The sequence below is a fragment of the Halanaerobium sehlinense genome (assembly GCF_055379485.1).
Genome location: NZ_AP042442.1, coordinates 1,014,035 through 1,037,535, shown reverse-complemented (window position 1 = coordinate 1,037,535; position 23,501 = coordinate 1,014,035). Strand labels below are relative to the sequence as shown.

Annotated in this window: 24 protein-coding genes; 1 reads left to right on the top strand and 23 read right to left on the bottom strand. The window is 33.3% G+C overall.

Features of this window, described 5'->3' with window-relative positions; all coding sequences use genetic code 11:
* Window positions 1–24 precede the first annotated feature (24 nt).
* Entirely contained in the window at window positions 25–1,029 is a 1,005-nt protein-coding gene (locus ACZ446_RS05020) for an ATP-grasp domain-containing protein (RefSeq protein WP_464394024.1), read from the top strand.
* Here ACZ446_RS05020 and folK read toward each other — a convergent pair.
* From folK to ACZ446_RS04905, 23 genes are all read right to left on the bottom strand, one after another.
* Complete coding sequence (gene folK / locus ACZ446_RS05015; RefSeq protein WP_464394023.1) at window positions 1,010–1,525, bottom strand: 2-amino-4-hydroxy-6-hydroxymethyldihydropteridine diphosphokinase; 516 nt, start codon at window positions 1,523–1,525, stop codon at window positions 1,010–1,012. The genes ACZ446_RS05020 and folK overlap by 20 nt on opposite strands.
* Window positions 1,526–1,903 carry a dihydroneopterin aldolase gene (gene folB / locus ACZ446_RS05010; RefSeq protein WP_464394022.1) on the bottom strand — a complete coding sequence of 126 codons (378 nt, stop codon included), beginning with the start codon at window positions 1,901–1,903 and terminating at the stop codon, window positions 1,526–1,528.
* On the bottom strand, window positions 1,896–2,756 hold the full coding sequence (gene folP / locus ACZ446_RS05005; RefSeq protein WP_464394021.1) for a dihydropteroate synthase: 861 nt from the start codon (window positions 2,754–2,756) through the stop codon (window positions 1,896–1,898). The genes folB and folP overlap by 8 nt, the downstream gene beginning before the upstream one ends.
* A gap of 15 nt (window positions 2,757–2,771) precedes the next feature.
* Window positions 2,772–3,785, bottom strand: a complete 1,014-nt coding sequence (locus tag ACZ446_RS05000; RefSeq protein WP_464394020.1) for an ADP-ribosylglycohydrolase family protein — start codon at window positions 3,783–3,785, stop codon at window positions 2,772–2,774.
* Window positions 3,786–3,826: 41 nt separating this feature from the next.
* The gene (locus ACZ446_RS04995; RefSeq protein WP_464394019.1) at window positions 3,827–4,483 is read right to left on the bottom strand and encodes an amino acid kinase family protein; all 657 of its coding nucleotides are present in this window, start codon (window positions 4,481–4,483) and stop codon (window positions 3,827–3,829) included.
* A complete protein-coding gene (locus tag ACZ446_RS04990) occupies window positions 4,476–5,564 on the bottom strand; it encodes a hydantoinase/oxoprolinase family protein (RefSeq protein ID WP_464394018.1) in 1,089 nt (362 codons plus the stop codon). Before ACZ446_RS04990 ends, ACZ446_RS04995 begins: the two co-directional genes overlap by 8 nt.
* 52 nt (window positions 5,565–5,616) lie before the next feature.
* Entirely contained in the window at window positions 5,617–6,321 is a 705-nt protein-coding gene (locus tag ACZ446_RS04985; protein ID WP_464394017.1) for a (5-formylfuran-3-yl)methyl phosphate synthase, read from the bottom strand.
* Window position 6,322: 1 nt separating this feature from the next.
* Window positions 6,323–7,324 (bottom strand): GTP cyclohydrolase MptA, encoded by a 1,002-nt coding sequence (gene mptA, locus ACZ446_RS04980; RefSeq protein ID WP_464394016.1) that lies wholly within the window; start codon window positions 7,322–7,324, stop codon window positions 6,323–6,325.
* The gene (locus ACZ446_RS04975) at window positions 7,311–8,255 is read right to left on the bottom strand and encodes a triphosphoribosyl-dephospho-CoA synthase (protein WP_464394015.1); all 945 of its coding nucleotides are present in this window, start codon (window positions 8,253–8,255) and stop codon (window positions 7,311–7,313) included. The genes mptA and ACZ446_RS04975 overlap by 14 nt, the downstream gene beginning before the upstream one ends.
* 21 nt (window positions 8,256–8,276) lie before the next feature.
* The gene (locus tag ACZ446_RS04970; protein WP_464394014.1) at window positions 8,277–9,140 is read right to left on the bottom strand and encodes an ATP-grasp domain-containing protein; all 864 of its coding nucleotides are present in this window, start codon (window positions 9,138–9,140) and stop codon (window positions 8,277–8,279) included.
* 53 nt (window positions 9,141–9,193) lie between these two features.
* Entirely contained in the window at window positions 9,194–10,153 is a 960-nt protein-coding gene (mch, locus tag ACZ446_RS04965; protein ID WP_464394013.1) for a methenyltetrahydromethanopterin cyclohydrolase, read from the bottom strand.
* On the bottom strand, window positions 10,138–10,992 hold the full coding sequence (locus ACZ446_RS04960) for a formylmethanofuran dehydrogenase subunit C (RefSeq protein WP_464394012.1): 855 nt from the start codon (window positions 10,990–10,992) through the stop codon (window positions 10,138–10,140). The genes mch and ACZ446_RS04960 overlap by 16 nt, the downstream gene beginning before the upstream one ends.
* Window positions 10,985–11,884: a formylmethanofuran--tetrahydromethanopterin N-formyltransferase gene (gene fhcD / locus ACZ446_RS04955; RefSeq protein WP_464394011.1), complete on the bottom strand. Its 900-nt coding sequence runs from the start codon at window positions 11,882–11,884 to the stop codon at window positions 10,985–10,987. The genes ACZ446_RS04960 and fhcD overlap by 8 nt, the downstream gene beginning before the upstream one ends.
* Complete coding sequence (locus tag ACZ446_RS04950; protein ID WP_464394010.1) at window positions 11,866–13,542, bottom strand: formylmethanofuran dehydrogenase subunit A; 1,677 nt, start codon at window positions 13,540–13,542, stop codon at window positions 11,866–11,868. Before ACZ446_RS04950 ends, fhcD begins: the two co-directional genes overlap by 19 nt.
* Window positions 13,535–14,824, bottom strand: coding sequence for a formylmethanofuran dehydrogenase subunit B (locus ACZ446_RS04945; RefSeq protein ID WP_464394009.1), 1,290 nt, complete (start codon window positions 14,822–14,824; stop codon window positions 13,535–13,537). The genes ACZ446_RS04950 and ACZ446_RS04945 overlap by 8 nt, the downstream gene beginning before the upstream one ends.
* On the bottom strand, window positions 14,821–15,171 hold the full coding sequence (locus ACZ446_RS04940) for a molybdopterin dinucleotide binding domain-containing protein (protein WP_464394008.1): 351 nt from the start codon (window positions 15,169–15,171) through the stop codon (window positions 14,821–14,823). The genes ACZ446_RS04945 and ACZ446_RS04940 overlap by 4 nt, the downstream gene beginning before the upstream one ends.
* A 44-nt stretch (window positions 15,172–15,215) precedes the next feature.
* Window positions 15,216–16,469 (bottom strand): ATP-grasp domain-containing protein, encoded by a 1,254-nt coding sequence (locus ACZ446_RS04935; protein WP_464394007.1) that lies wholly within the window; start codon window positions 16,467–16,469, stop codon window positions 15,216–15,218.
* Window positions 16,456–17,313, bottom strand: coding sequence for an NAD(P)-dependent methylenetetrahydromethanopterin dehydrogenase (locus ACZ446_RS04930; RefSeq protein ID WP_464394006.1), 858 nt, complete (start codon window positions 17,311–17,313; stop codon window positions 16,456–16,458). Before ACZ446_RS04930 ends, ACZ446_RS04935 begins: the two co-directional genes overlap by 14 nt.
* An 88-nt stretch (window positions 17,314–17,401) precedes the next feature.
* Complete coding sequence (locus tag ACZ446_RS04925) at window positions 17,402–18,889, bottom strand: DUF2193 family protein (protein WP_464394005.1); 1,488 nt, start codon at window positions 18,887–18,889, stop codon at window positions 17,402–17,404.
* A 425-nt stretch (window positions 18,890–19,314) separates the two neighbouring features.
* Window positions 19,315–20,307 carry a beta-ribofuranosylaminobenzene 5'-phosphate synthase family protein gene (locus ACZ446_RS04920; protein ID WP_464394004.1) on the bottom strand — a complete coding sequence of 331 codons (993 nt, stop codon included), beginning with the start codon at window positions 20,305–20,307 and terminating at the stop codon, window positions 19,315–19,317.
* Window positions 20,308–20,319: 12 nt separating this feature from the next.
* Window positions 20,320–20,859, bottom strand: a complete 540-nt coding sequence (locus ACZ446_RS04915) for a DUF447 domain-containing protein (protein WP_464394003.1) — start codon at window positions 20,857–20,859, stop codon at window positions 20,320–20,322.
* Window positions 20,849–22,240 (bottom strand): DUF6513 domain-containing protein, encoded by a 1,392-nt coding sequence (locus tag ACZ446_RS04910; protein ID WP_464394002.1) that lies wholly within the window; start codon window positions 22,238–22,240, stop codon window positions 20,849–20,851. The genes ACZ446_RS04915 and ACZ446_RS04910 overlap by 11 nt, the downstream gene beginning before the upstream one ends.
* Window positions 22,219–23,496: a HisA/HisF-related TIM barrel protein gene (locus ACZ446_RS04905; protein WP_464394001.1), complete on the bottom strand. Its 1,278-nt coding sequence runs from the start codon at window positions 23,494–23,496 to the stop codon at window positions 22,219–22,221. The genes ACZ446_RS04910 and ACZ446_RS04905 overlap by 22 nt, the downstream gene beginning before the upstream one ends.
* Window positions 23,497–23,501: the final 5 nt, after the last annotated feature.

Sequence of the window (23,501 nt, the reverse complement as noted above, 5' to 3'; positions counted from 1 at the left end):
ACTAACATTATGAGAATTTTTCTTTTGGAATATTTTTTGAGTAGAAAAAGAAATAGTTTTTTTAAAGAATCTTTTTACAAAGAAGGAAGCTATATGCTGAATTCTTTAATTAAATCATTTGCTGGGATTAAAGATCTACAGCTATCTATTTTTGTCGCTCGAGAAAATACAGATTTAATTGAACATCAACAGCATAATCTGGAATTTATTGTTTCAGATGAGAACACTGATAGTCTTTATTCTGATAGTTCTTATTTTGAAAAGCTGTCTAGTTTAGATTTAAGTCATAGCGATTGTTTTTTAGTTATTGCTCCTGAAACAGATAATTTACTTTATCGGATAACTAAAATTATGGAAGCGAAAAACATTATAAATTTAGGCAGCAGTTCAGCCTGCATTAAAAAAGCAGCCGACAAATGGCTGCTCTACAAAAATTTTAAAGACGCTGCTGTTAAAATGCCTGAAACATATCAAATACAAAATAGTAAACTTAGTTTAAGAGATGATTTTTTTCCAGCAGTTATCAAAGCCAGGTATAGTGCTGGATCAGAACTTGAAATTATTAGATCAAAAAAAGATTTTTTAAAGTTAGAGCTTAGTAATTATAAAGATCAAATTATCCAAAAAATAATACCGGGAATTCCGGGCAGCTTATCTATTGCTGCTAATTCATCAACTTTAAAAATATTAAGTATTAATAAACAGCTGATCAGGTCTGACGATTTTTCTTATTTTGGCTCCATAATTAATTACAGCTTCCCTAACCAATATAAGTTAAAAGAGCTTGTTAATTTAGTCAAAAAGAAATATCCAGATTTGAATGGGTATTTTGGCATAGATTTTATCTGCAGTCAAAAAGGATTTTATCTGCTGGAAATCAATCCACGTCTCAGTTCTTCCTTTATTGGCCTGGCAGAAATATCTGAGCCGATAAAAACAATCCTCAATTTAACTAATTTAGCTGAAAATAAAGAATTTAAGGATTCAAACCTGCTTTCTTCAGAAGAATTTACTTTTTATTTAGATTAAGCTCCGGAAATTTATCATAAAACTTTACTTCATCAGAACTATAATCTAATTTCTCAAGCCATTTATTAAGACTGAGATCATCAATAAATAGTTCTTCTTCTGCAGCTTCAATTAATGGAATCAGGACAAAGGCTCTTTTTCTTATTTCAGGATGAGGAATTATTAAATCTTGACTCTGATATTTCAAATTATCATAAAACAAAATATCAATATCGATGGTTCGTGGACCCCATTTTTTAGTTCTAAATCTTCCCAGTTCACTTTCTATCTGCAGTATTTGTTCTAGAAGCTTTTCTGGTTTTAATTTTGTTTTCAAGCAGATAACTGCATTAATAAAATCAGCCTGATCTTCATATCCATAAGCTTTTGTTAAATATAAAGAAGAGGTTTTTTGGATCTTTATTTCAGGCAAATCAGATAATTTTAGAACTGCCTTTTTTAAATATTCAACTTTGGGGTCAATATTTGAACCCAGACCTAAATATACAGTTTCCATTTATATTACCTCAGTTCTTTTTCTACTCATTTTTACTGCTGCATTAGCTAAGGCTCCTGCAATTGGTACTGAAGGCTTTTGAATTTCTATTTCGATTAACTCTAATTTTGGGAATTCCATAAATAATCCCTTAATTAAATTATAAGCTGCACTTTCTAAAAGATCATATTTTTCAGCTATAAATATCTCTTTAATTTTGTAGTATATATCAGAATAACTTACAGTCTGCTTTAAATCATCATTAACAGCAGCCTGACTGCAGTCAAGTTCAGCTTTAAAGTTAATGATAAATCGCTGTCCTAATTCTTTTTCTGATTCTAATACTCCATGGTAAGCATAAAAAATCATTTCGTTTAATTTAATTATATCTCTATCCACTATGTTTGCCCTCCCATTTTACAGCATCTGTCATTACAGCAACTTTTTTGATTTCAGCTACATCATGGACTCTCACAATATTAGCACCTTTAAGAATTGAAGTTGAAACAGTAGCTGCTGTCCCAAATAGCCTTTCATTAACCTCATTTTTATTTACAAATTCAATTAATGATTTGCGAGAAGTTCCAATTAAAATAGGATAATCCAGTTCTTTAAAACTTTCCAATCTGTTTAAAATCTGCAAATTGTGAACCTGTTTTTTTCCAAAACCAATTCCTGGGTCAATAATAATATTTTCATCTTTAACCCCTGCTTCTTTTGCAATTTGTATTCCATCCCATAAATACTCTTTAATTTCAAAAATTAAATTCTGATAACTTGGATTATCCTGCATATTTTCTGGTCTCCCCTGAATATGCATAATAATTACAGGAGCATCAAATTCAGCTGCTGCTGCAGCCATTTCTTCATCAAAGCGAAGACCACTGATATCATTTACTATAGAAGCCCCTGCTTCTAGTGCTGCTCTCATAACTGAGCTTTTATAACTGTCAATCGAAATTGGAACAGTAGTAATTTTTAAAATTTCTTTTAAAACTGGAATTAATCTCTCTTTTTCTTCTTCAGCTGATACTCTTTCTGAATAAGGGCGGCTCGATTCCGCACCAATATCAATTATATCAGCACCTGCGGCTTCCATTTCTTCTGCTCTTTTAAGTGCAGAATCTAAATCATTATATTTTCCGCCATCTGAAAAAGAATCAGGAGTTAAATTTAAAATTCCCATAATCAATGTTTTATTGCTGTAATCTAAATCCCCTCGATTTGTTCTAATAATTTTCTTTTTTTCCATGGTTTCAACACCTCTCTATTTATTTTTTCTTAACTCAAAAAGCGATCTGCCTAATTTTTTTAATGAAAGAGAATTTACCTGATTAAGCTCTTCAATCCAGTCCTTATTGAATATTTCTATACCATTGTAGGCTCCAATTAAAGCACCTGTAAGTGCTGCTGTAGAATCAGTATCCCCACCCAGGTCAACTGCGGCAGCAAAAGCTTCGGCAGCACTCTCCGGAAATAGTTTAAAAACTGCAAAAGCTGCAGGTACAGATTCATAACTATTGATACCTGTTCCCATCACCTCAGCAATAAAATCCAAAGCTTCAGTTTTATTTAAATCAGAAATATATTCGTGCAAAAACTTTGTTCTCTGATAACTTGAAGGCTGAAAAGTCTTGAGTCCATATTTTTCTCCCTGCTCCATATAATCTAGGGCTGAAGCAAAAATATCGTCCAAATTTCCGCCTACTAATGCTTCAGCAAGGGCTGCATAGACACCAGCAGCAGCTGAGATAGCAGCATCAGTAAAATGCGAGTAATATGCTAATTCTTCAATTTTTTCTAAATTAAATTTCTGTTCTTCTAAAGGTAAGAAATATGCTAAAACCGCTGACTTAAGAGCTAAACCATTTGAAAACCCTGCTCTTTCTGAAGTTGTAAATTTTTCATTGCGCCTTATTTTAGTCACTGCTCTACCTGTGCTGGGACCAATGACTCCCTTTGTTATTAATTTCTGATCATCAATAAATTGGCCCAAACTGCTAAAATAATCATCCTTATCTATTTCGCCATTATTTTCTACTAAATACCTGCCCAGATGAGCAGCCAAAATCGTATCATCTGTAACTTCAGCTTTTTTTAAATCACGTTTTAAAAAATGAAATTCTGGAATCTCTACAAAAAAGTTATTATTTAAGTCATAGGCAGAATTCTTTTTATGTTTTTTAACATCTGCTCGATTCAGCATTTCAAAAGGCATCCCATGAGCATCTCCAAGAGCAAGTCCGATTAATAGGGCATCAATTTTACTATAGTCAGACATATTTACACCTCAATTTCAATATTAGCCAATTAAATTGATAATCAAAACAGTAAATTAAAATTATTTTTTCCTAACTCAAAATTTTTCTTTATAAGCTCAGTACGACTGCTTTTAATTAAAAAATTAAAATCTCTGATAGCTTCTGGCTTGATAATTAAGCTTTTCAACTCCTGCTGATTCTGCTGATAAAGCATCGAAAAATAGTTATCTAAAATACCTACCTCAACTGCAGTCTTAGCTTTTATCTTTATATTGTCAGCTATTATTTTCTGTTTAATTAAAAATAAATTGTCAGCTTTTAATCTCTGTCCCAGCTCAAGAGCAATACTATCCGAACTGACATCCCAGGAATGAGGAAGAGGGTCAAATTTCTTATAATAAGCAAGCGGCAAAAAAATATTAATTCTTTTTTTGAAATCAAAATTTGTTGAAAAAAAGGAAAAATCAGCAAAGTAATCAGAAATCATAAATGAATTAAGTTCCATTGCAGCAACTGCTGCAAAATGCGAGCTGTCTGCTTTTAGGTGGAAATTGCTGTCATAATTCCTGACCAAATCAGCAGCCTTCCCCCCACCAGTTACAATTATAAATTTATGATTTTTAGCTTTTTTCACTGCCCTAATAATCTCTGTAAGTTCTTCTTGTTTCTGCTGATTAATAAAGCTTCCCCCAATTTTTAACACTGTTAAATCAGTCATCAAATAGCTCCTTTATTTTGGTTAAGTCAAGATTTTCTAATTTTTTCAGTAAAAGAAATGCAGCTGCGGTAGTAGTTAAAATATTATCCTCAATTATCGGTATTAAGTTATTTAATTTTATAAATTTAAAATCACTTATCTTTTTTAAATCATTTTCAAAAAGGCTGGCTTCCCTATTCATCATCAATGGTATTTTATAATCAGGAGAAACTCTTGAATAAAGCTGCAGCAATTTAGAATAAATCAATGAAATTTCTTGGTTGTAAATATAATCGACAATCAGCTGCAGCTGAGCAGCAGAAATAGAATTAAGATCAAGGCTGATCATTCTAGCAATTCTGGCGGCCGCTCCTTTTTTATCTTTAATACCATTATCAGCAGGACTAACAGAATAGTCAGCTGGAGAGATGATATCTAAAAGCAGGTGAAGATCTGCAGTTGAAGCAAAATACTCATTAATAACATCTACCATCTGCCCTTGATAAGGAACACTTTTTATTAAATTACTTAGGTTGCTTCTTAAAAGCCCTAAATAAATAAGCTCTCCCTCTCTTAATCTCTCTACATCAGTCCGACCACGAGCCTTAATTTTATGATTTCTGACCGGAATTAAGTCAATGGTACTGCTTCCTAAATCAAACAAAACAAAACCAGCTTTAAATTCTGCGGTAAAAGCAGCAGAAACTGCCCAATTAGCAGCAGCAAGTTCCAGCAGTTTATCAGATTTATTATTTAATTCTGAAGCCTCCAAAATTCGAGCCTGATTATCACAGAAAAAGATTTTTTTATTGGGAAAATTATTATTAAACAGATCTAAAATATAATTGATTCCTTCAATTTTTGTAGAAAATCTATCTGCTAATTCTGCAGTCATAGTGACAGCAAAGTAATCTGCACCTGCAAATTTTTGATATATTTCCTTCACAACAGGCTCAGGGTTTTGATTTTCATCCCACATAGGAAAAAATTGGCTGACTGATTTAATAGATTCCAACTTTTGTTTTCTTTGATTATAAGTTATTTTTGTTGCCTTAATATTGGCACCACCAATATCCCAGCCTATAATATTATAGTTTTCCATATTAATACCCTCAGATCTATTTTTAGTAATTTTTATAATTACTTTTTTCTAACTAATTTTGCAGCTTCTGATAAAGTTGATTAATTAGTCCAGGATTAATTATAGAACTGCGGTCATTATTTTCACAAACTGCACCTCTAAAGCCAACTATATCAGGTTTTATTTCTTTTAAAACTGTTATGTCTTTAAATTTCAAAGATCCAGCAAGTGCGCTAAAAACATCTGCTCTTTCTGCCTGCTGACAAAAATCTTTAAGTTCAGCTGGTTTTAAAAAATCAAATAAGTTTCGCCCTTCTTTATTAATTGTATCAATCATAATTCCATCAATTTCAGTTTTAAAAGCTAGTTCGTTTAATAAAAAAGGGTTGAAACTATTAATTTCTTTATAATCGCCATAAGCTGCTGCAATCAGCTTAGTTGGAGCACCACTGAGCTTAATTGCATTTTTTGCCTCATTAATTATTTCTGCAGCTGTTTTAAAATCATTAAAATTATAAAAGCCCAATTTTATATAATTAGGCTTTAAATTAGCAAGGCCAAAGGTAATCTGTGAACTCAAACCTGGTAGTCCAGGCAGATCACCCCCAGCTGCACTAATTACTCTATTTGGAGATTTTTCTTTGATCTCCTTAATAACTCCAGGAAAGTTTGCTCCCAGAGATCCTTCTGCAGGATTTTTAATATCTAAAATATCAAATTGACTATCTTTTACAATTAAAGCTTCTTCCACATTTTTGATACTGATTAATAGTTTCAATTTAACAGCCTCCATCTGAGTCCAACCACTCTTCAGAACTTGTATTGTTGCAGTTGACAACATAATCCTCATTTATATAATTATTTTCAGCTTTTTCTATTTCTTTTTTTATTTCACCAATTGTTCCACTGCGTTCAGCATAGACCTCATAGCTGTGAATTCCTTCATAGTTTGTTTGCTTAGCTAAGAAATAGTCATCATCATTTAAAAAATCAAATTCTTTCAGAGTCAGGGCCACCATTTCTCGAACAACATCCTCTACAAATCTGGGATTTAGATGTGCATTTTTAACAATCTCTAACTCATCTACCCTTTTTAAAAGATCTAAAACTCGACTGCTCATTGAATTTTCTACAATTTCTACTAATTTTTCAGCCTTAATTTTCTTATCACTGCCGATCATCAGAATACCGGTTCCCCGCTGGTTATGTGAAGGCATTGGAATATATTTGAATACCTTTTCCAGCTGTTCTTTTGTAAAACCTTCTTTTTCTAATTTTTCTTCTGCGTATTCTTTTATCATCTGTTGAGCACAGGGACAGACTGTCATTCCATTTGTTTCAACCCCTACCAAATGTCTGCTTCCCTTTTTCGTGCTAACTGCTCTCCCCATAATAGTATTAATTTTCTGTGTTTTTTTGCCTGACGCAGGTGCTTTCTCTTCAACAGGATATTTAGCTTTAATCCTCACCTCTGCCCGATGAGCATGCTGCCTTTTTCTGGCCATTTCAGCCATATAAGTGGCAAAATCTTCAATAACCATTACCTTTTTCTGAATTGTCTCGTCTATAATCTGAGTAATGGTTTCGTCAAATCTTGACATATGTGCTCCTTTTTGCTGAGGGAGTAAATCTACAAAAATATCAATTGTTGAATAAAATAAATTTTCTTTATTATTATTTTTTATTCTGATAATTTTTTGTATATTTTTAACTCCAACTCTATTTAGCCCAACAACCAATCTAGGTTTTTCTTTTTGAACATCTCGCTTAAATTGATCCATTTTTAATTTCCCCCCAGTTCGCCCAAGTATTTATAATTTTCTTACCAGAAATTAAAATTGTTAAAAATATAACTGCTGCTATAAAATCTGCTGTTGTGCCGGGATTTATTTTTTTATCTTTTGAACGCAAATAATCATCAAATTTTCTTATTTCTTTTTCTCGCTGCTGACTATTATCAATATTCTTTAGCTTTTCCAATAAATCTTTAGTTTTTTGGGAGATTCCAGCCGCAAAATTATTACCCCATTTTCTCGCAATTAAAGTGTCTGGATATTCAGCTAAAATTTCTAGATAACTCTGAATTACTGCATCTTCAATTCTGGTAAATTTTTTCTGATTCTTTTTGAATACTGGATAGGCAAAATTAAAGGTCAGCTCAAAATCATTAACATACTCTGCTGCAATTTGATCTCTATTTTGAGCTAATTCCATTGCTTGATAGAGGGTCAGTTCTACTGGATCCTTAATATCTCCTTCTTGAACCTGATCCAAATTTCCTGCCTTAGAATAATTAATTGCCTTGTAGGTAAGTTCTGCATCTTTTTTACTGAGATTCTTTAAAATAATATTCACTTCCTGCTGCAGAAGCTCCAGTAGTTTTTTTTGGCTTTTCCCACTTATTAATTTCTTCTTTCTTAAACTAACATAAGCTGCTGCCAGCGGGGAGGTTAAAAGCAAAATACCCAGGTTAGTATTTGTTCTAATAAAAGAATGGGTTTCTTTGACCCCTTTTAATATTATTTCCCCAACTGTTTTCTGCTCCAGATTTAGAAATGCTGGAAAAACAGCAGCTGAACTATATAAAAAATGCTGATAATTTAAATCCTTAAAACTTTTATTTGGATAAACATTGCCAGGTTTGGCGGCACTGGCTTCCAATAAAGACGAAATCTGAACTGCCTGTGCTATTTCTATATCGCTTAAAGGCATATTCTCCCCCCAAAATTAAGTCTAAATCATTAAATCAATAATTTTATCTGCTATATTAAATTCTGTTACCTGCTGTAAACCATACCAGCCGGGAATGCTATTAACTTCAATAATATATGCATTCTTATAACTACCATTCTCCAAAACTATATCAATTCCTGTATAATCTAAGTTAAGAATTTCTGCGGTTTTTAAGGCCATATCTTTTATATTTTGAGGCAGCACAATTTTTTTACTGACAGCTCCCCGAGCTACATTGGTTTTCCAGCTGGCCCCACATCTTTCAGAAGCTGCAATAATCTCGCCCTTACAAACGAAAACCCTGATATCACTTTGCCCGTGCTCAATATATTTCTGCAGATAGAAAACAAAATTATTTTCATCCCAGGCCCTTAAAACTCGATAAGCTGTATCTTCATCTTTTAAACGTACTATTCCCTTACCAAGTGAACCAAAGATTGGTTTTAAAATCACATCCTCCCATTTCTCACAGTATTCCAGGGCCTGCCTAAAATCTTCAGTTACAAATGTTTCTGGAGTTGGGAGGCCATGATCAGCCAAAATAAATTGAGTATAATATTTATCTACTGTTTTCTCAATAACAGAAGGCTTGTTGATTATTTTTTTACCAAGAGCAGCCATTCTATTTAGAATATCCATTCTTAAAATTATCTGTTCCAGACTGCCACCGGGTATTACTCTAACAAAAATATAGTCACAATCATCTAATATTTTGTTTCTAGACTTCAGCTGAAAATCAGAGGCAACTGCTGCGCCAAGTTCTGTAATTGGAACTCTTTCTGCTTTAATATTTTTTCTCCTCAATGATCTTTTCAATTCTTCAATATGCCATCCCTCATCTGATGCAAGAATTACCGCCTGCAATAAACTCCCTCCTATGCTTTTTCTATTTTTATAAGCATTCTGCAGATAAATTATTATTCAAAAAATGATTTTTTAAGTATCTTATAATTAATTTTACCTGCCTTATAAGTTTTTCCACTTTTTCTATTATTTATTATAACACGTGCAGGACTAAAAAGCATTGGATCAATATCATAGAAATTATTATATCTTTTATACAGCTTCAAAAAACTTTCTCCATAGTCTTCAGAGGCAGATGCAGGAATATCTGTTAAAATTTCTTCTATTTCACTATCTTCACAGTAAACCTGATAATATGCAGTTCCACCATATAAGACTGCATCATTTGTCCTGCCAATAGCTTTCAAGGTGCTGTCAGCAGTTGGTGAGACCGGACAAATTCCCCAAGCAGACTCTATTTTTTCTAAATCAAAATCTAATTCATGCATTTTATGCATTCCTGTTTCAACAATCCTGGCACTAATTTGAATAGAGCCAACCAGTGATTCAGTGGGTGCTGTTAAAATATAGCTATTGCTGCAGGGAGTACACATTTCTTCTGCAATATATTTAGCAGTTTGCTCATCTGGAAGTTCAGAACTTTCTAAGACAATTACTGCTGGAGAATTTCTGCTTTCATGATAGCCGTTATATTCATTAAATATTTTTTCTTTAGCAGCTAAAATTCTACCTGGACCAGAAGCCATGGCAAAAAAATCACCTTTGTCAACCTTCCAACCTGCATATTGAGAAAGCATACAGGCTTCTAACGGGTGATCAGTTTCTACCTTAACTGCAGGAATCAGATAATCATTTATTTTATAATCAATAAAATCTACTCCTCCCAATCCTCCCAGACAGATTTCTGAAAAAAAAGCCCCTGCTCTGTAGCCACCTCTGACAGAAACCCCACCATCAATTACAGTTATTCCATCATTATAATGAACTGCATCTATGTTTAGTAATACCTTCTCATTGATCATTTCTTTAACCAGCATAACTGCATTTTTGTTGAGGTCTAATCTTTTTTCCATATTAGAATTTCCCCTTTCCCTAACTCAGTATTGTCACCGGTATATCTCTTATATTCTGAATCAAAAAACTGATTTGGAATTTCAATTTGATAATCATGCTGCAGGTGCCTAAAAGCAATATTTAAAAAATTAGGGGAATAGCTTATATTATAGCTAAAAGTAGGCAGCAGTTCTAAATCATTAAAAGTAATAATTGTTCCTCTTTTCATACCTGCTCCTGCTCTTTTTCCACAACTGCCAAAAATATAAACAGAACCAGCTATCATTTGAGCACCGAGCATGTCTCCACAATCACCTTTGATAACTATTTCGCCTCGCCTCATTTTATTGGCTACAAAGTTGCCTGCATTACCGCCAATATAGATTAAACCTCTATTCATACCCAGTTTATCACCTCTGAAAGCAGCACCAATATAATTTCCTGCATTACCACTTACAGTTATCATACCTCCTGTCATTTCTGCTCCCAGCCAGTCTCCTGCATTACCGTTAATTTCTATTTTACCACCGCTCATCTCTGAACCAAGATGCATTCCTATATCTCCATTTACAATAATTTTCCCTGAATTCATGGCAGCCCCTAAATACTTAAAATTAGATAAATCACCCTCAATTTCGATTACTTCTGCTGGTTCTCCTTTAATTTCAAAAAAGTCCTGCAGCTGATAAATTTCCTTACCGGCTCTTATTTCCAGCTTTTTTATCTCAGATAATGTCATTTCTTTAATCAAATCTGCTCGTATATTTTCTACCTCTACAGGAATTTTACCAATCAGTTTATTTTCTTTTTCGATCAAAGCTGGATTTTCTTTTTTTAATTTTAAACTTAATTTAGTCATCCAGATCACCTCGTAAAATTTCCTTGAGATAAAAGTTTTCTGTTCCAAGATCTCCACCGTAATTACCGGCAGTTATTTTAACAACTCCATCTACAGCAGCTGCTTTAATTCCAACTCTCATAGCCTCTGCAGTTGCTTCCACACTTAAACCATCTATTACTATTTCTAGAACTGAGCCAACATTCTGGCTCAAATTCGACTCGGTTTGTGCTTTAATTGTTGGACAGTATTTAGTGTTTGTTGCAGCATTCAAAAACGAATATTTTGACTGTATTTTACTGCCGCTGCTGACAATTCCCCCTGGGAAAGGCATCACAACCCCTTCTACTTTTCGCATTGCTTCGACTGCATTTTCAGCAGCATTTAAGGCAGTTTGAGAATCTTCGGCTGCTATAATTATATTTCCTCCACCTATCCCCTTTTGAACCCCAAAACTTTCTTCGATTAAGAATTCTCCCCCCATTATTGGAATTCTCCAAAATCTACGTTCACCGTAAAGTTTTGAGATCTGAAAGCCATCTCCAAAGTAACGAATATTTCCACCAACTTTGATCATTTTTTCTGATTCAAGGCCATTGAAACAGGCTGTAGTTGCCGCAGTCATTATTGTTTGGCCAATTCTTTTTCGCATTTCTTTTAAAAGTGACTTTTCTTTCATTGTAAAAAATAGCAAACTAACTCCGGGCCTGCCGTCTAAAGTTTCAGTAGGACTTAGTTTCTTTTCGATTCCGGCTTCTATTCCACATTCAATGATTGAAGTGGCAAATCCAGCTGCCTCTCTGGCTGCAGTATCAGCCCATTTTTCATTGGCAGCTGTTACTATAACTCTGGTTCCATACATGGTAAAAGCTTCAGCAAATGTATCTTCTATCTCTATTCCCTGGTACCGCATGGGATCACCTCGATTTTATCATAATAATGATCTGTAACTGCATAATTATCTATAGAAATACTGTAGTATTTCTGGAAATCTTCTCTAATTAACTCAATAATATTTTGATCATATTCTGGTTTTGTAACTAAGGTTTTACCAATTTCTAGATTATCCAATAATTCCCCATCTTTAACAATCATTTTTCCTGATTTGAAAACATAGGCAGGATGAGCAAAAACTTCCGCAATATCATTATCTTTAATATTATTATAGACGGTTATATCTGCATCTGCTCCGACTCCCAGATGGCCTTTATTCTTTAGTCCAAGAGCTCTGGCAGGACCTGACCTACTAATAACTGCTATCTCACTCAAACTGTATTCTCTATCAAGCGATGATAGGTCTGTATATTCGTCAAATTTAGCATTCAAATCTGAAATGTAATCGCTGCGATAACCTTTATTCATCAGCAGTTTTATGATCCAGGGGTAAGCAGTAAAAGGACCAGCATTTGGATGGTCTGTTGTCAAAAACACCTTCCAGGGATCTTCAATTTTTAAGAAAAGCTCCATTCCAGTTGCCCACTGAATATCGTTAACTAAATTCTTCTTTTTATAGTTCATCGGCACAATTCCTGATCCTGTTTCCATTTCAACATCTGTATTAACCCATTTATTTCCTGATAATTTATGCAGATTATATTCTAGAATACCGTCTGCAGTCATAGTAGTAGCTTCGCCAAATACAAGCTGGCCGATATCTACTGTTAATTTTGACTGCTTATTTATTTCTGCTGCAATTTCATCTGTAGCCATTGCAAACTTTATTTTTGAATCTTCATCCTTGCCATAACTGCTGAATTGAATATGAGTTATATGCAGTCTGTAATCTTCGAGAAGCCTCATCGTATTTAAGGTTGTTTTGTAATTTCCAGCTGAACCAAGATCATTAGTATGAAGATGAATTGGGTGTGGCAGCTTAAGGTCATCTGCTGCTTTTGCTAAAGCCAGCATTATCTCTTTTGGGCTCAGATCAAAATAGGTTCCCTTTTCATCAATTCCTCTCATTCTCTTTCCTTCTTTCCAGGCTTCTACTCCTCCCGGATTAACAACCTTTAAACCAAAAGCTCCGGTAGCATTTATCAGCCAGGCAAGATAGTCTTTTAAAGCCTGCTGATTATTTTCGCTTATAAATTTCAGGACAAAATAGTTGTTGCCGCTTAAAACCAGAAAACCCTTGTCTATATAAGGAAGATCGCTAAATTCTTCATGAATATGTTTGGCCTTCATTGGGGGACCGGCAGCTTCCATTACTGTTGTGTAACCCATTAAGCTGTAGCGATAACCTGTTACATAACTGGATGGAACTGTAGAGCCAACACCAGATCGGAGTTTACCTCTGCGGGCAACATTGTCACGTCTGTGATCCTCAGGCCTTAGAACACGACCAGAGTTTACCTTAGGTCCAGCAATATGAGAATGAATATCCACTCCCCCAGCCATTACAATTTTACCATTTAAATCGATTTCTTCTAAGTCACCAGCAGTCTTTAATTTTTTTACAAGCTCGGGCTTTGGTTCAGAAGTGATTTTTTTATTTTCAATCCAGATATCTTCTTTAACCCCATCTTTATTATTTGTGGGATCATAGATTACTGCATTTTTAAGTCTAAGCATTTTCTATCAGCTCCCCAATTTGCGCTACTGCAGCTGCATCATCCGGCCATTCGTCTTCCAGAAAAGCTCTTAAGTGCAGAGGAACATGATCCATTCGATAAACTGTTCCCGAAGCAGTAATTCCTTTCAAAGCAGAGGGTATTACAACATCTGCAAAATCACTGGTAAAATTCCAGTGTGGGTCAAGAATAATTGTTGGTATATCTTTTAAATGAGCAGCAGCTTTCTTAGGCAAATTACCTGCTGGATCTGAAGCAATAATAAAAGCAGAATCTACCTCTTTATTAGCCAATAAATCAACCGCTGTGTATTCTCCAGGGTTATAGCGGGGATAGGCCTTACTAAAATTAACAGCAAAAGGATATCCAGTCTGCCAGGCCATAGTTATTTCACTTCCTGCTACATTCCCGTGTCCTCGCATCGGCATCATTACAAACCGCCGCTGGTGATCATTATTTAAATCTCTAATTAAGCTCATTGCTGCCCAGGTGTTCATATATTTAGCACCTGTCATAGTTAAACCCATACCGTAAAAAATACTGCCATAACGAGCATTTTTAAGTTTTGCTGCAGCTGCTTCAATTTCTTCCAATTCTAGACCAGCTATTTTTCCATTTTTAGTTTCAGGTTGTTTACCCTGAATCAGCAGTCTTAAAGCCATTAATAATTCAAAATCCTTACCGGGTTCTACTCTAATAAATTGATCTGCCATTTTTGCTGTTGGTGTTTTCCGAACATCAAAAACAATCACTTCTCGCTCAGAACGATTTTTCTTAAAAAGCCCTTCTGAAAGCATAGTATATCTCTTAGAATGATTTGGATGAGCTTCAACCGGATTTGCCCCCCAAAAAACCATCAGATCAGACCTGTTCTTTATTTCTCCTAAAGTTGCTGTTACCATACCAACCAGCTGTTTGGCCATTGTTCCTGGGCCATGACAGACCGAAGATGTACTATCAATATTTGCTCCAGCTAATTCGGCCAATTTAACTGCATTTTTTTGAGCTTCAGCCGTGGTGCTGCTCAAACCATAAATTAATGGGTTTTTGCTATTTTTTAAAATTTCTGCTGCTTTCTCTATAGTTTCCTGATAAGTACTCTCTTTTCCATTAATCATGGGAATTGTTCTATCTTTTAGAGCATGCTCATATTTTTTTCGAGAAATTGCACAGGCATTTTTAAGCTCTTCAATTTTATTATCTTTTACTTTAACTTCAATATTATCACAGAGTGCACCACAAAAAGTACAGGTTATATTTTTAAATGTTTTTAATTCTGTCAATTATTCTGCGCCTCCTTTCGAATAAGTTTTACCACATTGCTCTTGGAGTTAGGCATACCAGTGCCACCAGTATCAGTTCCAATCAAACTGTTAGCTGTACGACCATAGGGCATAAATACTATGTCCTCTTCTAAATCAGCTGCTTTACAACTTACTTCGATACTGCCGGCATTGCTTTCTAAAATAACAGTTTCTCCCTCTTCAATATTCATTCTCTCGAGAACATTTTCGCTTACTTCAACATAAGAAGTTTCTTTTTTGTAATTATCACTTTTTTTGCCGGAAACTGAAGCCATTCCCTGCTTTATTGTTCGACCTGTTATTAAAATAAAAGTGTTATCAGACAAAATTGACCATCCTCCTTCCTTAGAACAATCTCTGTCCACATTAATCACAATATTTTTTTAAACTCAGAAAATATTAAGTTTTTTATTTTTAAATAGTTTTTTTTATTTTTAGATTGAATAATTAGACTAAAAACAGGATCTTCTTTTTCAAATGCCTCTCCTTTTTGTGGTAAATCTTTAATTTCAATTTCAGATTCAGCAATTATTTCAGAAGGAATTTCTTGTTTGATTTTTTTAAAAATCTCAGGCAAATTTTGATCTAATTTAAAATTATGATCAGCATAATAAATCATTTTAGCTGAAAGGCCTATATTTGTATTTAAATATTTTTGTAAATAATCAGCTGCTATCTCATTTTTTAAATAAATATTGAGAAGTTCTTCCTGGTAAATATCCTTTATCAATTCTACAGCAGCTGTAAAACGAGGATTTAACTCTATAAAAAATACACCCCGCTCGTTTTTAATATAATCAATTCCATTAATCCCCTTTAGTGAATATTTTTTTACCAATTCATTTATAAAAGTGCTTATAATTTTTCTTGATTCAGCATCTTCTCTGATTAAAATATTTCCAGCATATTTAAAACTATTTTTAAGCTTTGGATTTACTGAAGCTGCTTTTAATTCTCTCGTAAAAGAAAGTATCTTTGCTTCTTTACCATCTGCAGCAAATTGACAGGATCTATTTTCTCCAGGAATAAATTCTTCTGCAAAAAAATCTTTATTTGTTTTAAAAATATATTCATAAATTTTTTTAGCAGATGTACCAGCTCTAACAATCCTTAAATCTGTGCCTCCACCACTCTGATATGGTTTTATTACCAAATCTTTATTTGTTTCATCTAAAAAACATTTAAAATCGTTTTTATTCAAAAATAACTCAGGGGTATTAAATCCTGCTTCTTCAGCCAGCTTAAATACGTTTTTTAAAGTTTTCTTTTTATTTAATTTAGAAATTACAGCAGCCGAATTACCCCTGATTTTTAGATTTTTTATTTTTTCTAACTTGTAAAGCAGTTCTGGATGGTTATCCCAATCTGAAGCATAAATAAAATTATATTCCTGATTTTGATTCTGATTCAAAAATTTTTTTATAGCCCCAAATAAGAATGCTGTTTTAAAATTATGCTTTTTTTCTTTGAGCGAAAAAGAATAATCAACAATTTCTTTTAAATCAAGATCTCCAAAATAATCAAAGGAATATATTTTTAAATCTTTTGAAGCAGAAAAGCTATCTGCTGCGGCTCTAGTTGAGAAGGCGCTTAAAATAAGATTTTGATTTTTATAGTTTTTCATTTAATTTATATACTTCCACAGCATTTAAAATTAAATCATTTGTTTTGAATAATTCCGCAACAGCTTTTTTATGGATTTTCATTTTTAAACTACCAATACCTAGGGCACCAAATACTTTAACATCGTTAATTGTGTCACCATCAGCAGGTGGTTCTATGCCTTCAATTCCAGCCGGGCTAACTGCATTGATATCTGCCATAACTTTTATTGAATCTTCATTCTCCCACATTTGACGACTAATAAAATTAATTCCAGGAGGCCCTGCAGATAAAATCACTTCTTTATTTTTCATAGCTTTAATAAAGTCTGCTTCAGTTCTTGCTTCAACTCCCTTAATTTTTTCAAGTGCATATTCTTTTCTTATCATTTCAGCTTTTTTATCAGCTTTTTCCTGACTGCGGGAAGTAATAGTTACTGAAGCACCCTCCATTGCAAAAAGAGCGGCTGCCCTAACACCAACTGGTCCAGTACCTGCTAAAATTAATACTTCACAGCCGTCTAACTCTATTTCTTCTTTTACTTTTAAAACTGAAGCTGCAGCAGTTGTATTTGAGCCATTTGAGTCCAGCATTGCAGAAACTCTAAAATTAGCAAAAAATACATCTTCTACTGCTTCCATAATTTCTTCACCTTTTTCAACATCTGAGCCACCAACAAAAACTGCAGTATTTTTCATTTTTTTAGGTGAGCGGGTAAATATAGCGCCATAGATAATATCTTCCACTTCTTCTTTAGTAATTCCCGAATGAATTATTAATTTATCTGCACCCGCATCATAGGCCACTACCTGATCAAAAGTGCTGGCTCTTTTATCAGTATCTAACTGAATTAATAATTTTTTCATTTTTCCACCCCTATATAATTTGTGAAGACAGTGGATTATCCACTGTCTTCAACAAACATTTATTTAATTAGACTAGTGTAATATTATATTAAACAGTATCCTTCCAGTTACAGTGCTTATGCTTCTTAACATACATACAAACTGCACAGTCTTTACAGTAGCGTGCTGGTGCAACTACTGAACCAGGGTCTAGAGCAATAATGTTAGTCATTAAAGTAGCAGTAACTGGCTCACTTGTCAAGAGACATGGGAAGTCAGCAAGACGCATTAAGGATGAGAACTTAACAGAAATTGAACAAGCTGGATAAGCATAGTCCTGTGTATTTTGAAGTACATAACTTTCTTCAATTGGACTAAAGTCAACATCTATACCCTTAACTTTACAACCAGCACCAATTGGCTCATCATCAATTATCTTGTCACCACGGTGAATCATATCCATGAAGTCTACATTATGAAGCTCTGCTGCCTGACCTCTAGCAGGATTTAAATTAACATAGTTATGGAATCTCTTGGTTAAGAGGTCTATAATCATTGGAGCTGTAAATCCTTCATCCCACAGCATTGAACTAACTGCTGCAGCTGTTGATCCTGTTGCAACACTTAAAACATCATAGAGGCTGTCATAACCTTTTTCTAGTCCTCTTTCTAAGGTATTTTTCATAACATGGGAAACTACTTCTACTATTTCCATGTTAACATCATCTTTAAGCATATTGAATGTGGACTGAGCGATATGGTGTCCAACATCACCAACACAGTAAGCAGGAACTACAACTATATTTCCTGGATGTACCCCAGCTTCTTTTGCTGCCAGAACAAATGGTTTCATCCATTTTTTATAACGCTTCATATACTCTCTGCAGTCAAATGAATCCATACCTGCATCTTCCATTAATTTAACCTGAGCATCAACAGGTTTATCATAAAGCATCTGCATAGTTTTAACTTCTGCTTCTGCTGCTTCTGCTGCAGTTTTACCTGCTTCAACAGCTTCAGTAAAGGCTCCACCAATACCATAAGAGGTATTCATACCCCAGGATTTAGCTGCAAGTATAGTTTTCTTATAGTCTTTATCAATATCAGTGTTTTTAAGTACTTCATTAACCACATTACTAACTGAACCAGGGCTGAAAGCAAAGTCTACTACACAGGTTGGTCCATACATTCCGCCATATCTACGCATTGATTCTCTAGCAATTAACGCCTCATCTTTTTTCAACTGCTTCATAAACTTCTCTGTTGCTTTGCGGAATTCTGGATCATCTTCGTAAAGAATTTCTAGAATTGGAGGTGTTTGATAATGTTCTACAAAAGGATCGTCTTTTGGTGCAATTGTATCTGTTAGATCTTTAAGTATTTCATAATGAGCTTTCACTGACTCAACATGGAGGTCAATTACTTCTTTTGACTGACCTTCAATAGCTTTCATGTTTTTAACTGCATCTACATAAGGCTTAGCATCACTAATTTTGAATTTTTTACCTCTTTTTTCTTTAAATACACTAACATCAGCCATTTGAGCCGCTACTGCCTCATCAATCATCTTTTTTGCAATTTTTTTATTAGCTGCCATAAAACATCCCCCTTTTAGATTTAAAATAATTAATTTTCCAAATTTTCTTTAAAATTCAATTCTAAATTGCCCAAAATAAACTACTTTAAGAATTTCTCCCCCCTTTTTTAATTATTTTTAAAAGTTACAGCAAAAAATGGAGATATTAACATAATACTAATCTCAAGATTTGAAGAAAAATTCAATTAAATAAATGTTGTAAAACAGCTTCAAACAACAAAGCTGTATATTTATGCCGGAAACAGTAACGCTATGTTTTATCTCCATCTATAATATAATGCATAAATTATACCAATCATCTTTTTTTTTACTAATAAAAACCAGGCCTATTCTGACGCGGATATTAAGTTTTGTTTATTGTGAATATTTTAATAATTAAATAAATTTAATAAATTAATGTATAATTTTAATACAGTGTTTATATTTTATACAATAGTTATTATTTCAGCTCCCTTGTTTGCTGCTTTTGTGATATAAATTTCTTTTATACTTTTTGAATATTTTTGCTCTAACTTAATTTTTATTTTGCCTGCTTTTTCTTCATTCTCTACTAGACCATATAAGGCAGGTCCCCAGGAACTCTGACCACGGGCCAAAACTCCCTCTTTTACCATAAAATCAATGATTTCCTGAGCATATTTAGAGCTGTACTTACCTCCCTGGGCAACAGAGAAATATTCAGACACATTATCTTCAATAATATTTAAATGGCTGCTGAACTTATCTATATTTTTTTCTTCAACCGCTGGTAACATTCCTAAAAGCAGATGATGAGTATTTTCGGCACACTTCTGCACTGTCATTTTTTCTATTTTATTAAATGTTTTAATTTCCTTTTTTCCCGACATTTTTCCTTTTTTAAAATCCGGAATTATTATTAAAAATCTCCATCCAGGCGGTAATTTGTTCTGATAAACTATAGGAGGTAAATACTGGTCATTATTTTTTTCAGAAGTTGGTCTACCTGCATCAACAATAAATCCCCCCTGATAAAAGGCACCAAAACCTATGGCTGAACGGCTGTGTTTGCGGTCAACTATTTGGGCAAGTTCTTTAGGTTCTAACTTTAAGCCATAAAGTCTATTTATTCCCTCGGCGGCTGCCAGACCAAATTGAGTTCCTGACCCCAGTCCATTATGGGCAGGAAGCAGGACTTCTATTGTTATTTTAACACCCTGATTTTCAGTCAATAACTTTCTTTTATATAGATTAGCTAAAAATTTTTCAATAATAGGTCTCTTTTTTTCATTTTTTAAACCCTCAACCACTATTTTGCTATTTTTTTCTAATTTGATCAATGTATAAGGTTCTGTAATTGCTGCACCAGAACCACCATAAATTCTACCTAAGTCTCCATTTAAATCTAACTGGCCAAAATGAATTCTAGCTGGAGTTTTAATTTGAATCAAGACTACCACTCCTATATTATTTTAAATATTTTTTTCAAGAAGTTCTAAAAGTTCTTGAGTATTTTTGTCTCCTGTTTTTTTAATTACCCTTCGATTCTGATTAATAAACTGTACTAAATCATTTCTGGTTTTTGTTATTCCTATTCTCGAAGCTATTACAGCTGCTTCTACCAATAAATTATTAGCTCTGTTAAAACCAATATATTTTCTGTTTTCTTCAACTGCAGTGATTTCTACCTCAATTAGATGTTTTTCTTTATCTTCTAAAATATTTTCCAGTTTAAATTTATAGTAAATGCAGCAGTCAGTTAAATAATATAATTCTTTTCCCCTAATTTTAGAAAATTTAATTTCTGCTGTTCCGAGAGCCGCTTTTAATAAATATTCTGCTTTATCAACCACATTAATAGTACCTAAACCCCTACTTTTTAAATTAGAAAGAGTATGACTTTTTTTATAAAGACTAAATACTGCTTTTTGATCTGTAAACTCTACTCCTACTGCTGCAAAATGGGGTTTATTATCCTGATTAACTGTGCTGACCACCGTTTCAATTATCATTTTTTTTCTCCTTAAAATTAGAGTTTAAATATCCCCAATCAAGTTCATCTTCCTGCCTATAATTTTTATTTAAATTTAAAGCTGTATAAGCTTTTTGTAATTCTTTCCCTAAATAAAAAGCATGTGATGGCTCATCAGCATTTTTTAGTTTAAAAAACAGTTCACTAATATCTTTTCCCCTATATTCTTCTTCTGCGTTAAAAATATTTATAGCCTTTCCATCATTTAAAATTCGATAATTACTATCTGTAATCGATTCTTTAATATCCTTAATTTCTTCTCTGCTATAATTTCTGTCTTTTCTGTCCTTAAGATTAAGCAGTAAATCAGATAAGTTATTTGGCAGACTATTTTCCTGTTTGGCATAAGAAATAATTTTAAGTGCTAAATCTAATTCTTTGACAGCACCACGAGTTTTATAGGAAGCTTCAGTAGTTAAAAGATACTTAATATCTAATTCAACTGCCAGCGCTGCTGCTATAAAGTTTAGTCCTGTGCTGTCACAATCACTTAATTCAATTAAATTGCCTACCCCCATCATCATTTCCTGCTTCAGCTTTTTATCTTTAGCTAAACTCAGGTATCTAAAAATTGATTCACTAAAACCAAAATTAATTGGATCTAAAATTGGATCTACTATATAATTTTTTATCCCCTTTTTCTTAACTTTTTTTATATTTTTATATAATGATTTTAGATTCCCTGCCTCAGGATCTGGAATAATTACAGGTAAATAGTTAACTTCATAATTTAAAACTTCAAGATTATGACTATTAATACTCAATAAATAGTCAATCCCTGTTTTAGAGGCTCTAATAATTTCATCCTGATCGAAGGTATCTATACTGAGCTGATAATCTTTTTCTTTTAGTGAATAGATAACCTCTTCTAAATGCGGAAAATCTCTTCCATTCACACAGCCTAAATCAATAATGTCAGCTCCATTAAGGTAATAATAATCAGCCATCTTTATTATTTCATCTAAATCCATTAGTGCAGCCTCATTGATCTCTGCAATAATTTTATGTCCTCTTTTTTTGTTTTCAAAATCAATCTTTGCTGCTTTTTTGCCAAAAAACTCCGGCAGATCTATTATTTCATCCGGACCCTTTTTAAATGTGATCAGTTCATTTTCTATTTCTTTACTAACTACTTCTATTTCTGCTTGCGAACGGCCAGGTACAATTATTTCTAAATTTTCTGTAGAACTATGAATTTCATCTTTTTTTAAATTTCTGATGATAAAACTGCTGTCCATTAAAGCAGCAACTGTAATCGGCATTTTTAAAATTTGATACTCAAAATCTAAATTTAATCTGGATAATGTTTTCTGCAAAGAGGAATAGGCCAGCTTACCAGTTAAAAATATTTTTTTAGACATGATTTCACCTCTTTTGGCTCAGAAATAACTACTGTAGCATCCATTTGTGATAATTTATCTGTATTTTTTAAGTCAATTTCTCTAGGAAAAACATCAACTTCTTTATCCGGAGCAGCTGAAATAAGATTCTGGTCAATATCTGTTGGTAAAATTATAACCGGCAATTTTGTTTTCCCGGCATGGGCCAGCAGGTTACTAACCAGAGTATCAGAAATCCCTAATACAAATTTTGCAGTAGTATTGGAAGTCGTTGGAGCTGAAACTAATAAGTCATAATAGCCTTTGTAAATTTTACCGACAACTGGAGAACTGGCAGAACTGTCTTTGTATATTTTACAGCCCAAACTTTCTAAACACTGATAAAATTTATAGATTTTTAATACTTCAAAACCAGCCTTACTTAAATAGATATCAATCTTTAGTTTACTATTTGCTGCAAGAAGTTCTTCAATCTGATTAACACTTTCCTGCAGCAGATGACCAGCTCCTGTAATACACCAGGCAATTTGATATAAAATATCATTATTTTCGATTAGCTCTACCTCTTTTTTACCCAGTGAGCCATTATGAAAAGCTGAAGCAATTAAAACTCCAGAAAATCCTAACCGCTTTAATTCTTTAATATCCCTATAATCTTTAACCCCTCCCCCGGTAATCAAATTTAATTCTGGAAATTCGATTTTGAGCTCTCTAATATATTTTGAAATACCAGAAGCTGTACCAACATTAGCCAGATCAAGTATAATAAAATTTTGAAAACCCAGATTTTTAATTTTACTTATGATATTTTTTAGCTCTTCAGACTGCCACTCTGGAATATTATGAATCAAGTTACCAGCTTTTAAATCCAGGCTAATGATAATTTTATTTTGATAAGCTTTAATTTTTTTTAAGAAAGATAAATCTTTGATTGTTTCAGTTGCTATAACCGCATAATCCAAAAAATCATTTAAATAAGGAACAGGAGAATTATTTTGATCAAAACCAGCATCAAGAATTATTTCCAGATCAGGATACTGCTTTTTTATTTCTTTAATATCTTCTATATTATTACTTTTTCCTAAAATTGCATCTAAATCTGCTATATAAATTTTTCTAATATTTAATTTTTCATAAAAAGCAGCTGCTGCAGCTAAGGGGCTGTTTTCTCCTTCTGCTAAAATTCTGCTTTCAACTTTTTGATATTCATTTCTTTTTCCAGCAACTGCTCTAACTACAATTGATTCTTTGATGTCGATAACTGCAACCGCATCCAAATTTT

What these genes read in the sequence shown, in the direction of transcription:
- folK (WP_464394023.1), bottom strand. Translation starts at nt 1,525, where the DNA reads ATGGAAACTGTATATTTAGGTCTGGGTTCAAATATTGACCCCAAAGTT.
- folP (WP_464394021.1), bottom strand. Translation starts at nt 2,756, where the DNA reads ATGGAAAAAAAGAAAATTATTAGAACAAATCGAGGGGATTTAGATTAC.
- ACZ446_RS05000 (WP_464394020.1), bottom strand. Translation starts at nt 3,785, where the DNA reads ATGTCTGACTATAGTAAAATTGATGCCCTATTAATCGGACTTGCTCTT.
- ACZ446_RS04995 (WP_464394019.1), bottom strand. Translation starts at nt 4,483, where the DNA reads ATGACTGATTTAACAGTGTTAAAAATTGGGGGAAGCTTTATTAATCAG.
- ACZ446_RS04990 (WP_464394018.1), bottom strand. Translation starts at nt 5,564, where the DNA reads ATGGAAAACTATAATATTATAGGCTGGGATATTGGTGGTGCCAATATT.
- mptA (WP_464394016.1), bottom strand. Translation starts at nt 7,324, where the DNA reads ATGGATCAATTTAAGCGAGATGTTCAAAAAGAAAAACCTAGATTGGTT.
- ACZ446_RS04975 (WP_464394015.1), bottom strand. Translation starts at nt 8,255, where the DNA reads ATGCCTTTAAGCGATATAGAAATAGCACAGGCAGTTCAGATTTCGTCT.
- mch (WP_464394013.1), bottom strand. Translation starts at nt 10,153, where the DNA reads ATGGAAAAAAGATTAGACCTCAACAAAAATGCAGTTATGCTGGTTAAA.
- ACZ446_RS04960 (WP_464394012.1), bottom strand. Translation starts at nt 10,992, where the DNA reads ATGACTAAATTAAGTTTAAAATTAAAAAAAGAAAATCCAGCTTTGATC.
- fhcD (WP_464394011.1), bottom strand. Translation starts at nt 11,884, where the DNA reads ATGCGGTACCAGGGAATAGAGATAGAAGATACATTTGCTGAAGCTTTT.
- ACZ446_RS04950 (WP_464394010.1), bottom strand. Translation starts at nt 13,542, where the DNA reads ATGCTTAGACTTAAAAATGCAGTAATCTATGATCCCACAAATAATAAA.
- ACZ446_RS04935 (WP_464394007.1), bottom strand. Translation starts at nt 16,469, where the DNA reads ATGAAAAACTATAAAAATCAAAATCTTATTTTAAGCGCCTTCTCAACT.
- ACZ446_RS04930 (WP_464394006.1), bottom strand. Translation starts at nt 17,313, where the DNA reads ATGAAAAAATTATTAATTCAGTTAGATACTGATAAAAGAGCCAGCACT.
- ACZ446_RS04925 (WP_464394005.1), bottom strand. Translation starts at nt 18,889, where the DNA reads ATGGCAGCTAATAAAAAAATTGCAAAAAAGATGATTGATGAGGCAGTA.
- ACZ446_RS04915 (WP_464394003.1), bottom strand. Translation starts at nt 20,859, where the DNA reads ATGATAATTGAAACGGTGGTCAGCACAGTTAATCAGGATAATAAACCC.
- ACZ446_RS04910 (WP_464394002.1), bottom strand. Translation starts at nt 22,240, where the DNA reads ATGTCTAAAAAAATATTTTTAACTGGTAAGCTGGCCTATTCCTCTTTG.